Origin of the sequence: Streptomyces sp. NPDC006314 (genome assembly GCF_040613075.1) — a bacterium.
GTDB lineage: Bacteria > Actinomycetota > Actinomycetes > Streptomycetales > Streptomycetaceae > Streptomyces.
This window is the reverse complement of the sequence record NZ_JBEXRL010000005.1, coordinates 347231-361592: the sequence shown is the minus strand read 5'-3', so window position 1 is coordinate 361592 and position 14362 is coordinate 347231. Positions and strand designations below refer to the sequence as shown.

Genomic DNA, 14362 nt, shown 5'->3' with positions numbered 1-14362 from the left:
GCCCGCGCGCTCCCTACCGAACGGTACCGTCCCCGGCCGTCGTTTGGTGAAACGGCCGGGGGCGGCCCGAAGTGCCCGTTCGCGCACAGCACATCGGGCGGCGGGGACACGGACGCGGGGAGCGGTGCTGGGGCTACTGGCCCACTTCTCCGTAGGCGGCGAGCAGGACGGCCGGGTCGGGGCCTTCCAGGACGGTCGGCTTGGCCAGACCGTCCAGGACGATGAAGCGCAGCAGGTCCCCGCGGGACTTCTTGTCGACCTTCATCGTCTCCAGCAGCTTGGGCCACTGGTCGTAGCGGTAGTGCAGGGGCAGCCCGACGGATTCGAGGACCGTACGGTGCCGGTCCGCCGTCGCGTCGTCCAGACGGCCCGCCAGACGGCCCAGTTCGGCGGCGAAGTGCATGCCGACCGCGACGGCGGCGCCGTGCCGCCACTTGTAGCGCTCGTTCTTCTCGATGGCATGGCCCAGCGTGTGGCCGTAGTTGAGGATCTCCCGCAGACCGGACTCCTTCAGGTCCGAGGAGACGACCTCGGCCTTCACCCGGATAGACCGCTCGATCAGCTCGGCCGTGTGCGGACCCGCCGGGGTCCGGGCCGCCTCGGGGTCGGACTCGATGAGGTCCAGGATCACCGGATCGGCGATGAAGCCGGCCTTGATGACCTCGGCGAGCCCGGAGACGTAGTCGTTGACCGGGAGGGAGTCCAGCGCGGCCAGGTCGCACAGGACACCGGCCGGCGGGTGGAAGGCGCCCACCAGGTTCTTGCCCTCGGCCGTGTTGATGCCGGTCTTGCCGCCGACCGCCGCGTCCACCATGGCGAGCACGGTGGTCGGGATGGCGATCCAGCGCACCCCGCGCAGCCAGGTCGCGGCCACGAAACCGGCCAGGTCCGTGGTCGCGCCGCCGCCGACGCCGACGATGACGTCGGTGCGGGTGAAGCCGGACTGCCCGAGCGCCTTCCAGCAGTAGGCGGCGACCTCCGCGGTCTTGGCCTCCTCCGCGTTGGGCACCTGGATCGCGACGGCCTCGTAGCCCTGCTCGGCCAGATCGGCGCGCAGCGCGTCCCCGGTCTCCGCGAGGGCCTCGGGGTGGATCACCGCGACGCGCTTGGTCCTCGGCCCGATCAACCCGCCCAGCTCGCCCAGGAGCTGCCGCCCGACCAGCACCTCGTACGGGTCGGTGCCCGCGGTGCCGGCGACCTGGATCCGGGTGACTGCCTCGCTCATGCTTCGTTCAACTCCAGTGCGTCCAGGGCTGCTTGGGTGACCTCTTCGGGCGTGCGGCCGTCCGTCGGTACGACGGCGCCGGCGACCTCCTCGTACAGGTGCCGCCGGGCCTCCATCAGCTCGCGCCACTGCTTGCGCGGATTGACCGCGAGCAGCGGGCGGGCCACGTTGAGGCCGGTGCGCCTGACGGCCTCCTCGACGTCCATGGAGAGGTAGACCACCCGGTGCCCGGCGAGCAGCGCGCGTGTGTCCGGGTCCAGGATCGCGCCGCCGCCGAGCGCGAGGACGCCCTCGTGCTCGGCGAGCGCGGTGCGCACCGCGCGCTTCTCGATCGCACGGAAGGCGGGCTCGCCCTCGTCCACGAAGATATCGGCGATGGTGCGGCCCTCGGCGGCGACGATGTCCTCGTCGGTGTCCCGGTAGCCGGTCCCGAGCCGCTCGGCCAGCAGCCGGCCCACGGTGGACTTGCCGACGCCCATCGGGCCGACGAGTACGACGGCGGGCACGGCGCTCACCGGATCCGCAGGTTGTCGAGGTACGACTGGACGTTGCGGCGGGTCTCGGGGACGGAGTCGCCGCCGAACTTCTCCGCGACCGCGTCCGCCACGACGAGCGCGACCATGGCCTCGGCGACGATCCCGGCGGCCGGGACCGCGCAGACGTCCGAGCGCTGGTGATGGGCCTGCGCGGCCTCGCCCGTCTGCACGTCCACCGTCTGCAGCGCCCGCGGGACGGTCGCGATCGGCTTCATGGCGGCGCGGACGCGCAGCAGCTCGCCCGTGGTCAGGCCGCCCTCGGTGCCGCCGGAGCGGCCGGAGGCCCGCTTGATGCCCTCGGGGCCGGTCAGGATCTCGTCGTGCGCCTTCGAGCCCGGCACCCGGGCCAGCTCGAAGCCGTCGCCGACCTCCACGCCCTTGATGGCCTGGATACCCATCAGGGCGGCGGCCAGGCGGGCGTCGAGGCGGCGGTCCCAGTGCACATGCGAGCCCAGGCCGACCGGAACGCCGTAGGCCAGCACCTCCACCACGCCGCCGAGCGTGTCGCCGTCCCTGTGGGCCTGGTCGATCTCCGCGACCATCGCCTTCGAGGCGTCCGCGTCCAGGCAGCGCACCGGGTCCGCGTCCAGCTTCGCCACGTCGGCCGGGGTCGGGTAGACGCCGTAGGGGGCCTTGGCGGAGGCCAGCTCCACGACGTGCGAGACGATCTCGATGCCGGCCGTCTCCTTCAGGTAGGAGCGGGCGACGGCGCCGAGAGCCACGCGGGCCGCGGTCTCGCGCGCGGAGGCGCGCTCCAGGACCGGGCGGGCCTCGTCGAAGCCGTACTTCTGCATGCCGGCCAGGTCGGCATGGCCGGGCCGGGGCCGGGTCAGCGGCGCGTTGCGGGCGAGCCCGGCCAGCACCTCGGGGTCGACCGGGTCGGCCGCCATGACCTGCTCCCACTTGGGCCACTCGGTGTTCCCCACCATGACGGCGATCGGGGAGCCGAGCGTGAGTCCGTGCCGTACGCCGCCCAGGAAGGTGACCTCGTCGCGCTCGAACTTCATGCGCGCACCGCGGCCATAACCGAGCCGCCGCCGTGCCAGGTGATCCGCCACCATCTCCGTGGTGATCGGCACGCCGGCGGGAAGGCCCTCCAGCGTTGCGACCAGTGCCGGACCGTGGGACTCCCCCGCGGTCAGCCAACGCAGCCTGCTCAACGGTGCTCCTCAGTGTTCGCGCCCGGTACTGCCCTGCGTACGCACGTCCTCGCGCACGGCGACTGCGCCACCGGGTGCGCGACCCCGGTACGCCACCTCCGATCCTCCCACGTCCGCGGCCGGTGTCCGGCAGCCGGTCCAGCAGGCGGACGCGCCGGCGGCGATTCAGCGGGCGGCGAGCGCCTCCTCGCCCGCGTGGCGCATGGCCTCCAGCGGGGCCGGGGAGCGGCCGGTGATCTGCTCGACCTGGAGAACGGCCTGGTGGACCAGCAGGTCGAGGCCGCTGACCACGGCACCGCCGAACATCGACCAGCGGGCCGCCAGCTCGGTGGGCCAGGGGTCGTAGAGCACGTCGAAGAGGGTGGCGGGGCGTTCGGGCACGGCGGCGGCGAGGGCGTCGGTCGTCCCGGCCGGGGTGGTGGCGATCACCAGCGGGGCACGCAGGGCCGCGGCCGCGTCGGTCCAGTCCGCCGTACGCACGTCCATGTCCAGCCGCTCGCCCCACTCGCGCATCTCGGCGGCGCGGGCCTCGCTGCGGACGTAGGCGACGACCTCCCCGGTGCAGACCCGGGACAGCGCGGCGAGCGCGGACGAGGCGGTGGCACCGGCGCCGAGGATGGCGGCGGAGTCGACCTCGTCGATGCCGTGCTCGCGCAGGGCGGCCACCATGCCCGGGATATCGGTGTTGTCACCGAGGCGACGGCCGTCCTCGGCGAAGACGACCGTGTTGACCGCGTCGACGGAGGCGGCGGTGTCGCTGATCTCGTCCAGCAGCGGGATGACCGCCCGCTTGAGCGGCATGGTCAGCGACAGCCCCGCCCACTCCGGCCCGAGTTTGTCCAGGAAGCCGGGCAGTGCGGCCTCGTCGACCTCGAAGTGGTCGTACGACCAGCCCGTGAGCCCGAGTTCGTCGTACGCGGCCCGGTGCAGTACCGGGGAGAGGGAGTGGGCGATGGGCGAACCGAGCACGGCGGCTCGGCGGGTCACTGTCATCAGTTCTTTTTCCTCGACGCGTTCCACTCCTCGACCAGCTTGTTGTGCTCCTCGAGCGTCTTGGTGAACTTGCTGGTCTTGCCATCCATCGAGATGAAGTAGTACCAGCCGTCGTCCGTCGGGTCGAGCGCGCCCCTGAGCGCCTCCTCGCCGGGGTTGTCGATGGGGCCCGGCGGCAGACCCCTGGAGAAGTACGTGTTGTAGGGGTTGTTGTACTTGCGCAGCTCGGCGATGCTCAGGTCGATCTTGCTCTGGTTCTTCACGTAGTTGTACGTGGAGTCGAACTCCAGCCGCCCGTAGGTCTGCGGATTGCCGGGCTCGAGGCGGTTGTAGACGACCTCGGCCATCTTGCGGAAGTCGTCGTGGCTCGTACCCTCGGCCTGCACCAGGCTCGCCACCGTGAGCAGTTGCCAGGGGCCGTCGAGGCCGAGGACCTCGGCCTTCTTCTCCAGGCCCAGTTCCTGGTACTTGGCGGTGGCCTGGGACACCATGCTCTTCAGGACGGCTTCGGGTTTCTGGCCCTTGGCGACCGCGTAGCTGGAGGGGTACAGGAAACCTTCCAGCGGGTCCTTGAGGTTCGGCCTGTTCAGCGCCCAGGCGGGCAGGCCGAGGTGCTTGTACTCCTTCTTGGCGACGCGCGCGGTGGTGCCCGCCGCCACTTCGAGACGCTTGTCGATCAGACCGTAGACCTCGGTGTTGCGCCGGCCCTCGGCGATGATCAGGTTGCTGCGGCTCTTCGGGCTGAGCATCAGTTCCACCGCGCTCGCGGCGGACATCTGTTTCTCCAGGGTGTACACGCCGTCTTGGAGCGACTTGCCCCCGGGGTTCGCCTGCAGCGCGGAGACGAACGCGGCCGCGCTCTCGACGACGCCCGCCTCCTTCAGCTTCTGACCGATCGCCCAGCCGCCGTCACCCTTGTTGATGGTGACCGTGACGCGTTCGCCGTTTCCGCTGCCCGCGTAGTCCGGGGCCGCGCCGAAACGATTTTGGTAGAACTTGTAGCCGAAGTACCCGACGCCGCCGAGGCCGCCACCGAACACCAGGACGACCACCATGCAGGCGCAGCCGGTGCGCCCTTTCCTGCCCTTGACGGGTCTGCGGCCCTTGCCGCGCCTCTCGCGCCGGGTCTGGAGTTCGTGCTCCTCGTCCTCGTCACCGCCGCCTCCGGCGAAGGAGGCGTGCTCCTCCTCGTCGGCCGGGGGCTCCGGCTGCGGTTCCGGCTCGGGGCGCCTGCGGCCGGGCGGCACCGGGGGCGGATAGGCGTCCTCGGTGCCGTAGAAGTCCGGCTGCTCGCAGCCGTAGGCCACGGGCTGCTGGTTGTACGGATCACCGGGGTCGGCGGCGTACGGCACATGGCCGTGGGTGCCCGCGTCCCACGCGCCCTGGGGGAACCGCTGCTGACCGGCGAACTGCTGCTCGTAAGCGGACTGCGCCTGCTCCTCGTAGTACGGGTGCTGTCCGCCGTGCCCGGGCTGCTGCTCCTGGCTCCACTCGCCGTACTGCGGCTGCTGCGGCTGCTGCGGGTACTCCTGCTGCGGCTGGCCGCCGTAGGCAGGCTGCCGGCCGACGTGCGCCTGCTGCCCTTCCCATCCGCCGTCCCCGTACGCCGGGTCCTCCGGATGCCACGGTTCGGAGCCTGGGCCCCGGCCATACTCAGTCATCGATCCCCTAGAGCCGCGAGGCCGACCGTCGCGCGGCCGGTGGGCCGGCTTCCGTTCCGCCTCTTTCTGTGCGGCGGCTGTTCGAACACCGCCGCATCGCGCGGAACGTTACCGTATCGCGATCAGATGACCACTTCGACGCCCTCGCCGGGTGCATTACCTGACACCCGTTCGGATTCCAAGGCCTGCTGCAGGATGATGACGGCCGCCGCCTGGTCGATGACCGAGCGGCCCTTCTTGGACTTCACCCCGGAGGCGCGCAGCCCCTGGCTCGCCGTCACGGTCGTCATCCGCTCGTCCACGAGCCGGACCGGCACCGGGTTGATGCCCTTGGCCAGCTCCTGGGTGAAGGCGCGGACCTTGACCGCGGCCGGGCCCTCGCCCCCCTTCAGGGAGCGAGGGAGACCGACGACGACCTCGATCGGCTCATACTCCTCCACCAGCTCCCTGAGCCGGCGGTGGGCGGCGGGGATGTCCCGGCCGGGGACGGTCTCCACCGGGGTGGCGAGGATCCCGTCGGGGTCGCACGAGGCGACCCCGATCCGGGCGTCCCCGACGTCGATCGCGAGTCGACGTCCTCTGCGCATGTTCCCGACCGTCCTCTACTTGGCGGTCTCGGCGACGAGACGCTCGACGGCCTCGACGGCCTCGCCGACGGCGGCCGCGTTCTGGCCACCGCCCTGGGCGACGTCCGGCTTGCCGCCACCGCCGCCGCCGAGGGTCTTGGCGGCGGTACGGACCAGGTCACCGGCCTTGAGGCCACGCTCACGGGCAGCCTCGTTGGTGGCGATGACCGTCAGCGGCTTGCCGTTGTTGACCGTGAACAGGGCGACCACGGCGGCCCGGCCGCCCTGGATACGGCCGCGCACGTCGAGGACCAGCCTGCGCAGGTCGTCCGGCGTGGTGCCGTCCGGGACCTGGCCGGTGACGACGGCCACGCCATGGACGTCCTTGGCGGACTCGGCGAGACCGGCGGCGGCCTGCAGCACCTTCTCGGCGCGGAACTTCTCGATCTCCTTCTCGGCGTCCTTCAGCTTGCCGAGCATGGCGGAGACCTTCTCCGGAAGCTCCTCCGCGCGGCCCTTGATCAACTCCTGGAGCTGGGCCACGACCGTGTGCTCGCGGGCCAGGAAGTTGTAGGCGTCCACACCGACCAGGGCCTCGATACGGCGGACACCCGAGCCGATGGAGGACTCGCCGAGCAGCTTCACCAGACCCAGCTGGGCGGTGTTGTGCACGTGCGTGCCGCCGCACAGCTCCTTGGAGAAGTCACCGATGGTCACGACGCGGACGCGCTCGCCGTACTTCTCGCCGAACTCGGCGATGGCGCCCTGCTTCTTGGCGTCATCGATGCCCATGACCTCGGCGTGCACGTCCAGGTCGCGGGCGAGCACCTCGTTGATCTTCTGTTCGACGTCGGTCATCACGGCCGTCGGCACGGCGGACGGCGAGCCGAAGTCGAAGCGGAAGCGGCCGGGCTGGTTCTCGGAACCGGCCTGGGCGGCCGTCGGGCCGAGGGCGTCACGCAGAGCCTGGTGGGTCAGGTGGGTGGCCGAGTGGGCGCGGGCGATGGCCGTGCGGCGGCGGGCGTCGATCGAGGCGTGGGCCCTGGCGCCCACGGTCACCTCGCCGACCTGGACGACGCCCTTGTGGACGTACACGCCCGGCACCGGCTTCTGGCAGTCGCGGACCTCGATGACGGCACCGGTGTCGACCCTGATCCGGCCGGTGTCGCCGATCTGGCCGCCGCCCTCGGCGTAGAACGGGGTGCGGTCGAGGACGACCTCGACCTCGTCGCCCTCGGTGGCGGCCGGGGAGGAGACGCCGTCGACGAGGATGCCGACGATCGTGGTCTCGCCCTCGGTGTCGGTGTAGCCGATGAAGTCGGTGGCACCGGCGGAGTCCGCGATCTCGCGGTAGGCACCCATGTCGGCGTGACCGGTCTTCTTGGCCTGGGCGTCGGCCTTGGCGCGCTCCCGCTGCTCCTTCATCAGGCGGCGGAAGCCCTCCTCGTCCACGGACAGCCCCTGCTCGGCGGCCATCTCGAGGGTGAGGTCGATCGGGAAGCCCCAGGTGTCGTGAAGCAGGAAGGCCTTGTCGCCGGAGAGGACGGTGCCGCCGGACTGCTTGGTCTCGGTGACGGCGGTGTCGAGGATGTTGGTGCCGGCCTTCAGCGTCTTGAGGAAGGCGTTCTCCTCGGCGAGGGCGACCTTCTCGATGCGCTCGCGGTCGGTGATCAGCTCGGGGTACTGCCGGCCCATCATGCCGATCACGACGTCGATCAGGTCCTTGACGACCGGACCGGTGGCGCCGAGCAGGCGCATGTTGCGGATGGCGCGCCGCATGATGCGGCGCAGGACGTAGCCCCGGCCCTCGTTGCCGGGGGTGACGCCGTCGCCGATGAGCATGGTGGCGGTCCGCATGTGGTCCGTGACCACACGGAGGGACACGTCCGAGTCATGGGCGTCGCCGTAGCGGACGCCGGTCAGCTCGGTGGCCTTGTCGATGACGGCCATGGAGGTGTCGATCTCGTACATGTTCTGCACACCCTGCAGAATCATGGCGAGCCGCTCCAGGCCGAGGCCCGTGTCGATGTTCTTGCTCGGCAGGTCCCCGAGGATCTCAAAGTTGTCCTTGCCGATGCCCTCGCCGCGCTCGTACTGCATGAAGACGAGGTTCCAGATCTCCACGTACCGCTCGTCGTTGACGGCGGGGCCGCCCTCGACGCCGAACTCGGGGCCGCGGTCGTAGTTGATCTCGGAACAGGGGCCGCAGGGGCCGGGCACGCCCATGGACCAGAAGTTGTCCTTCATGCCCAGGCGCTGGATGCGCTCCTTGGGCACACCGACGACCTCGTGCCAGATCTGCTCGGCCTCGTCGTCGTCCTTGTAGACCGTGATCCACAGGCGCTCGGGGTCGAGTCCGTAACCACCCTTGTCCTGGGAGCTGGTGAGCAGCTCCCAGGCGAGCTTGATGGCGCCTTCCTTGAAGTAGTCGCCGAAGGAGAAGTTGCCGCACATCTGGAAGAACGTGCCGTGGCGCGTGGTCTTGCCGACCTCTTCGATGTCGGGCGTGCGCACGCACTTCTGCACGCTGGTGGCGCGCGGGAAGGGGGGCTTGACCTCACCCAGGAAGTAGGGCTTGAAGGGCACCATGCCGGCGGGGACGAGGAGCAGAGTCGGGTCGTCCGCGATGAGCGACGCCGAAGGGACGACGGTGTGCCCGCGCTCCTCGAAGAAGCTCAGCCAGCGGCGGCGAATCTCGGCCGACTCCATCAGTGGTCCTCATTCCGGTTGTGCGAGTACGTCGTGTTCTCGATGTACTTCGGGTTGCTGCGGTCGTTCTCGAGGGCGGCGAACCGCCGGGGCGCGGGGAGTTCGGGCGTGTCGTGGATGCCCAGGGCCTCCTCCAGCTCGGCCTCCCGCCGGGCCATGTTGTCGCGGACGTCGAGCGCGAAGCCGACCGCGCGATCCTTCAGCCGCTGGCCGGTCTCCAGGGCCTTGTTGGCCGCGGTGGCGGCCAGGCTCTCCGGGGTCAGCTGCTTGAGCTTGCGGTTGACCTTGGTGGTGGCCCACACACCGGCGGCGACACCAGAGGTGAACCAGAACGTACGGCGGAACATCTGGGCTGGCTCTCCTACTGTCCGGTGTTTCCGCGGTCCCGCTTGCTCCGCCGCGCGGCCGGTACCCTCCGGCCCACGATCACGGTACGCCGGGGCGACTTCACGGGCACGTCCTCCTTGCGACCGCCCAGCGCCCGGCGCACGCCGTAGCCGAAGGCCGCGACCTTGACCAGCGGGCCACCGAAGGTGGAGGCGACGGTGGTCGACAGCGCGGAGGCGTTCGACGTGACCTCCTGGACGTCGGTGGCGATCGCGTCCACCCGGTCGATCTGGGTCTGCGCCGAGCGCACGGCCGTGGAGGCGTCGGCGAGCAGCGGCACCGCCTGATCGGTCACATCCGCCACGAGTTTGGTGGTCGCCTTGAGCGTCTGGGCCAGCCTCGCCAGTGCGACGGCGAGGAAGGAGACCAGGATCGCCCAGAAGACGGCCACCAGGATCCCGGCCACCTCTCCACCGGACACTGTGCGCACCCGCTCCCTGAAACGTGCCTGAGCATCGAAAAAGTCGTGCCCCGAGCCTATCGCGCCGACGCCGAGGCTCCGTACCCGATTACCCGGGCGCGGGGGACGGAGTCGCGGCGGGCGATTGTACGGAATGAACACGCTTCAGTACGCTCCGTGTCCCATGCGAGGTCCTCAGAGCCCCGGCCCCTGGACGGACGGCGATCCGCTCCTCGAACTCACCGCTTTCGTCGGGCGCACGGCCGAGCTCGCCGAGCTGGCGACGGCGCTCGACCGCTCCCGGCTGGTGACCGTGACCGGGGTCGGCGGCGTGGGCAAGTCCCGGATCGCCGTGCGCGCGGCGGCGCGCCGGGTGTCCGGTGCCCCGACGAGCGGTCTGAGCTGGGGCCGGGTGGAGCTGGCGCCGGTGCGCGATCCGCAGTTCGTGGAGTACGCGGTCGTGGAGGCGCTGGGGCTGACCGACCACACCGCCCGCATGCCCCGGGAGATGCTGCTGGAGCACCTGGCCGGCCGCCGGGCCCTGCTGGTGCTGGACGGCTTCGAGCATCTGGTGGACGCCTGTGCGGAGTTGACGGCGGAGCTGCTGCGGAAGCTGCCGGAGCTGCGCGTGCTGGCCGTGGGCCGGCGGCCGCTGGGGCTGGCCGGCGAGCGGCTGTTCCCGCTGACGCCGCTGGATGAGGACGAGGCGGTGGAGCTGTTCAGGGAACGGGCCGTGGGCCAGGGGCTCCGGGTGGCCGACGGCCCCGAGGTCCGGGAGCTGTGCCGTCGTCTGGAGGGCATTCCGCTGGCGCTGGAGCTGGCGGCGGGGCGGCTGCGGGCCCTTTCCCCGGCGCAGCTGCTGCACCGTCTCGACGACCGGTTCCGGCTGCTGACCGGCGGCGGCCGGGACGTTCTGCCCCGGCATCAGACGCTGCGCACGGCGATCGGCTGGAGCCACGAGCTGTGCACGCCGGCCGAACGGCTGCTGTGGGCACGGCTCTCGGTGTTCGCGCAGACCTTCGACCTGGAGGCGGCCGAGTACGTGTGCAGCGGGGACGGGCTGCCCGCGGAGGACGTCCTGGACGTGCTGTCGGAGCTGCTCGCCCAGTCGGTCGTCTCCCGCGAGGAGAGCCCGGCGGGCCCCCGCTACCGGATGCTGGACACCGTGCGGGCCTACGGCGGCGACTGGCTGGAGGCGACCGGGGACGCGGGCCGGCTGCGCAGCCGGCACCGCGACTGGTACCTGGGCCTGGCGACCTGGTGCGAGCTGGACTGGTTCTCGCCCCGGCAGCGGGAGGTGGCCGCCCGGGTCGAGGCGGAGCTGCCGAATCTGCGGGCCGCGCTGGAGTTCTGCCTGACCCGTCCGGGGGAAGCACACCTCGGCCAGTATCTGGCGGGGTCGCTGTGGTTCTGCTGGGTCGGCTGCGGGCGGCTGGCGGAGGGGCGGCGCTGGCTGGAGCGCAGCGTGGAGCTGGAGTCGCCGTACGCGCGGTCCCGGCTGAAGGCGCTGTGGGTGTTCGGCTACGTGGCGATCCTGCAGGGCGACACCGCGCCCGCGCTGACGGCGCTGCGCGAGTGCCGGGAGCAGGCGGAGCGGTCGGCCGATGCGGCGGCGGTGGCGTACGCGGAGCACCGCACCGGCTGTCTGGCCCTGGTCACGGATGACATGGCCCGCGCGGAAACGCTGCTGCGGTCGGCGCTGGAGCGCTACCGGGAGATCGGGGAACTCAACAGCAACGTCCTGATGGGCCAGGTCGAGCTGGCGATGACGCGGGCCTTCCGGGGGGACCTGCCGGGCGCGGTGCGGCTGTGCGAGGACGTGCGCCGGGTCTGCGACGACCACGGGGAGCGCTGGGCGCGGTCGTACGCGCTCTATGTGCTGGCGTACGCGGCCTGGCGGGACGGCGACCCGGAGCGGGCGCGGGAGTTGCTCGCGGACTGCCTGGGCGACGCGCACGCCTTCCGCGACCTGCTGGGCTCGGTACTGGCGATCGAGCTGCTGGCGCTGGTGACGGTGACCCGGGGCGACCCGGCCGAGGCTGCGGTGCTGCAGGGTGCGGCGGGCCGGCTGTGGCCGTCGGTGGGGCTGCCGCTGTTCGGCTCGGCGTACTACAACGCCCCGCACGAGCAGTGCGAGGCGACCGCGCGGCAGGCCCTCGGTGACACGAGGTACGAGGAGTGTCTGCGCGAAGGGGCGCGGCTGGACCGGGCGGCGGCCGTGGCGCGGGCGCTGGGGCGGGACGGCGTGCGGCCACTGGGTGCCCTGCCGGCTCCGCGCGGGCGGGTGCCGCAGAGCCCTGGGGAGACCGGCACACGCGAACCCGCCGCCTCGCCCACCCGGAAGGGCGGGGAGACGGCGGGCTGAGGGCTTACGCCGTGACCGGGGTCAGCGGGCGTAGTACTCGACGACGAGCTGCTCGTCGCAGATCACCGGGATCTCCTTGCGGTTCGGCTCGCGGTCCAGGCGGAACGCCAGGGCCTTGAGGTTCACCTGCAGGTAGCGCGGGGTCTCGCCGTCGGCGGCGAAACCACCCTCACGGGCGATCTGGAAGAGCGTCTTGTCCTTGGAGCGGTCGCGGACCTGCACGACGTCGTCCGGGCGGACACGGAAGGACGGCTTGTCGACCTTCTGGCCGTTGACCTGGATGTGGCCGTGGACGACCATCTGGCGGGCCTGGTAGATCGTGCGGGCGATGCCCGAACGCAGGACCAGCGCGTCGAGACGGCGCTCGAGCTCGATGATCAGGGCCTCACCGGTCTTGCCCTGGACCTTGGAGGCACGCTCGTAGGCGCGCACGAGCTGGCGCTCGGACACGTCGTACTGCGCGCGCAGACGCTGCTTCTCGAGCAGACGGACCTTGTAGTCCGAGTTCTGCTTGCGGCCGCGGCCGTGCTCACCCGGCGGGTAGGGGCGGGCCTCGAAGTACTTGACGGCCTTCGGGGTGAGCGCGATGCCGAGGGCACGCGACTTCTTGACCTTGGGGCGGGACTGGTTCGCCACTGTCTCTATCTCTTCTCGTGATGTACGGCTTCACCAGGGTTAGGGGAGGTCGCATCCGCAGCCGGGGAAACCCGCCGGATCCGTCATGACGGTCCTGGTGGGCAGCCGCTCCCCTGGTCTGGGCACATACGTGCAGCACGCGAGTGGCCCACCGACCTGCCCCGGGACCGCGGGTGGTGGTGGGCTGCCCGCGACACCGTTCGACGGTGCGCGACGCTCCTGGAACTTCGCGGCCTTGGCCGTGAGGTTCCGGCTGGATGTCCCGCTCTGGTGGTGCCGGTTCTCCTTGCGGAGGTCCGGGCACGGGACTCAGCACTTCGCAGCATTCTACAGGGCGCTCAGGAGCGCTTGCGACCGAGGTGCTTGCGGGTCCATTCGACCGCGTCGGCGTACCGGGCCTCGGCGCCGTGCCGGCTGGGCGTGTAGTACTCGCGGTTCTTGAGGGCGTCCGGGGCGTACTGCTGCTCGGCGATGCCCTCGGCCAGGTCGTGCGGATAGACGTAACCCTGCGCGTGGCCGAGCTCGGCGGCGCCCTTGTAGTGGCCGTCGCGCAGGTGGGGCGGGACCGGACCGGCCAGGCCCTTGCGTACGTCCTCCATCGCGGCGCCGATCGCGGTGGTCGCGGAGTTCGACTTGGGGGCGAGGGCCAGGGCGATGGTGGCGTGGCTGAGGGTGAGCGCGGCCTCGGGGAAGCCGATCATGGCGACGGCCTGGGCGGCGGCGACCGCGATCGGCAGGGCGTTCGGGTCGGCCAGGCCGATGTCCTCGCTGGCGGAGATCATCAGGCGCCGGGCGATGAACCGGGGGTCCTCGCCGGCCTCGATCATGCGGGCCAGGTAGTGCAGGGCCGCGTCGACGTCGGAGCCGCGGATGGACTTGATGAGGGCGCTGGCGACGTCGTAGTGCTGGTCGCCGTCGCGGTCGTACTTCACCGCCGCCCGGTCGACGGTCTGCTCCAGCGTCTGGAGGCTGATCTCGGCCTCGCCCTGGTCCAGGGCGGCCCCGGCGGCGGCCTCCAGAGCGGTCAGGGCGCGGCGGGCGTCGCCGCCGGCGATCCGCAGCAGGTGCTCCTCGGTGTCCTCGGGGAGGCCGACGGCGTCCTTCAGGCCTCGCTCGTCGCCGAGGGCCCGCCTCAGCAGGCCCCGGATGTCGTCGTCGGTGAGCGGTTCGAGGGTGAGCAGGAGGGAGCGGGAGAGCAGCGGGGAGATCACCGAGAAGTACGGGTTCTCCGTGGTGGCCGCGATCAGGGTCACCCAGCGGTTCTCGACGGCCGGGAGGAGGGAGTCCTGCTGTGCCTTGCTGAAGCGGTGGATCTCGTCGAGGAAGAGGACGGTCTCCTTGCCGAAGCCGCCGGTGGCACGGCGGGCGCCGTCGATGACCGCGCGGACCTCCTTGACGCCCGCGGTGATCGCGGACAGCTCCACGAACCGCTTGTCGGTGGCCTTGGAGACGACGTACGCGAGGGTCGTCTTGCCGGTGCCGGGCGGGCCCCAGAGGATCACCGAGGACGGTCCGGCGGGGCCACCGGAGCCCTCGCCGACCAGCCGGCGCAGCGGCGAGCCGGGCTTGAGCAGGTGCTGCTGGCCCACGACCTCGTCAAGCGTGCGCGGGCGCATCCGCACCGCCAGGGGGCTGGCCGCCGGGTCCTTCTCCTGGCGTTCTTCTGCTGCGGCGGTGAAGAGGTCGGGTTCCACGCTGAAACCCTAGAACACCGCTCTGACAAT

Annotated in this window: 12 protein-coding genes; 1 reads left to right on the top strand and 11 read right to left on the bottom strand. The window is 71.4% G+C overall.

Translation table 11 applies throughout. The annotated features are described in order from the left end of the window. Positions 1 to 133: 133 nt before the first annotated feature. From aroB to ABZ079_RS12030, 9 genes are all read right to left on the bottom strand, one after another. Positions 134 to 1225 carry a 3-dehydroquinate synthase gene (gene aroB, locus ABZ079_RS12070; RefSeq protein ID WP_356939298.1) on the bottom strand — a complete coding sequence of 364 codons (1092 nt, stop codon included), beginning with the start codon at positions 1223 to 1225 and terminating at the stop codon, positions 134 to 136. Beyond that, positions 1222 to 1704, bottom strand: coding sequence for a shikimate kinase (locus ABZ079_RS12065; RefSeq protein WP_356939414.1), 483 nt, complete (start codon positions 1702 to 1704; stop codon positions 1222 to 1224). Before ABZ079_RS12065 ends, aroB begins: the two co-directional genes overlap by 4 nt. A 32-nt stretch (positions 1705 to 1736) precedes the next feature. Further along, a complete protein-coding gene (gene aroC / locus ABZ079_RS12060) occupies positions 1737 to 2921 on the bottom strand; it encodes a chorismate synthase (RefSeq protein WP_356939297.1) in 1185 nt (394 codons plus the stop codon). Between the two features lie 165 nt (positions 2922 to 3086). Then, the gene (locus ABZ079_RS12055) at positions 3087 to 3914 is read right to left on the bottom strand and encodes a shikimate dehydrogenase (RefSeq protein ID WP_356939296.1); all 828 of its coding nucleotides are present in this window, start codon (positions 3912 to 3914) and stop codon (positions 3087 to 3089) included. Next, positions 3914 to 5575 carry an endolytic transglycosylase MltG gene (mltG, locus tag ABZ079_RS12050; RefSeq protein ID WP_356939295.1) on the bottom strand — a complete coding sequence of 554 codons (1662 nt, stop codon included), beginning with the start codon at positions 5573 to 5575 and terminating at the stop codon, positions 3914 to 3916. Before mltG ends, ABZ079_RS12055 begins: the two co-directional genes overlap by 1 nt. Before the next feature lie 122 nt (positions 5576 to 5697). Next, entirely contained in the window at positions 5698 to 6162 is a 465-nt protein-coding gene (gene ruvX, locus ABZ079_RS12045) for a Holliday junction resolvase RuvX (protein WP_356939294.1), read from the bottom strand. Positions 6163 to 6177: 15 nt separating this feature from the next. Further along, on the bottom strand, positions 6178 to 8850 hold the full coding sequence (gene alaS, locus ABZ079_RS12040) for an alanine--tRNA ligase (RefSeq protein WP_356939293.1): 2673 nt from the start codon (positions 8848 to 8850) through the stop codon (positions 6178 to 6180). Further along, positions 8850 to 9197, bottom strand: coding sequence for a hypothetical protein (locus ABZ079_RS12035; protein ID WP_356939292.1), 348 nt, complete (start codon positions 9195 to 9197; stop codon positions 8850 to 8852). The genes alaS and ABZ079_RS12035 overlap by 1 nt, the downstream gene beginning before the upstream one ends. Before the next feature lie 14 nt (positions 9198 to 9211). After that, the gene (locus ABZ079_RS12030) at positions 9212 to 9658 is read right to left on the bottom strand and encodes a DUF948 domain-containing protein (protein ID WP_356939413.1); all 447 of its coding nucleotides are present in this window, start codon (positions 9656 to 9658) and stop codon (positions 9212 to 9214) included. A 163-nt stretch (positions 9659 to 9821) separates the two neighbouring features. On the opposite strand from ABZ079_RS12030, the gene ABZ079_RS12025 reads away from it, so the two are divergent. Continuing rightward, entirely contained in the window at positions 9822 to 12002 is a 2181-nt protein-coding gene (locus ABZ079_RS12025; protein ID WP_356939291.1) for a regulator, read from the top strand. 21 nt (positions 12003 to 12023) lie between these two features. Here ABZ079_RS12025 and rpsD read toward each other — a convergent pair whose 3' ends face one another. Together rpsD and ABZ079_RS12015 are read right to left on the bottom strand one after the other, a co-directional pair. Continuing rightward, positions 12024 to 12638: a 30S ribosomal protein S4 gene (rpsD, locus tag ABZ079_RS12020; protein ID WP_356939290.1), complete on the bottom strand. Its 615-nt coding sequence runs from the start codon at positions 12636 to 12638 to the stop codon at positions 12024 to 12026. Positions 12639 to 12976: 338 nt separating this feature from the next. Then, complete coding sequence (locus ABZ079_RS12015; RefSeq protein WP_356939289.1) at positions 12977 to 14332, bottom strand: replication-associated recombination protein A; 1356 nt, start codon at positions 14330 to 14332, stop codon at positions 12977 to 12979. Between the last annotated feature and the right edge of the window lie 30 nt (positions 14333 to 14362).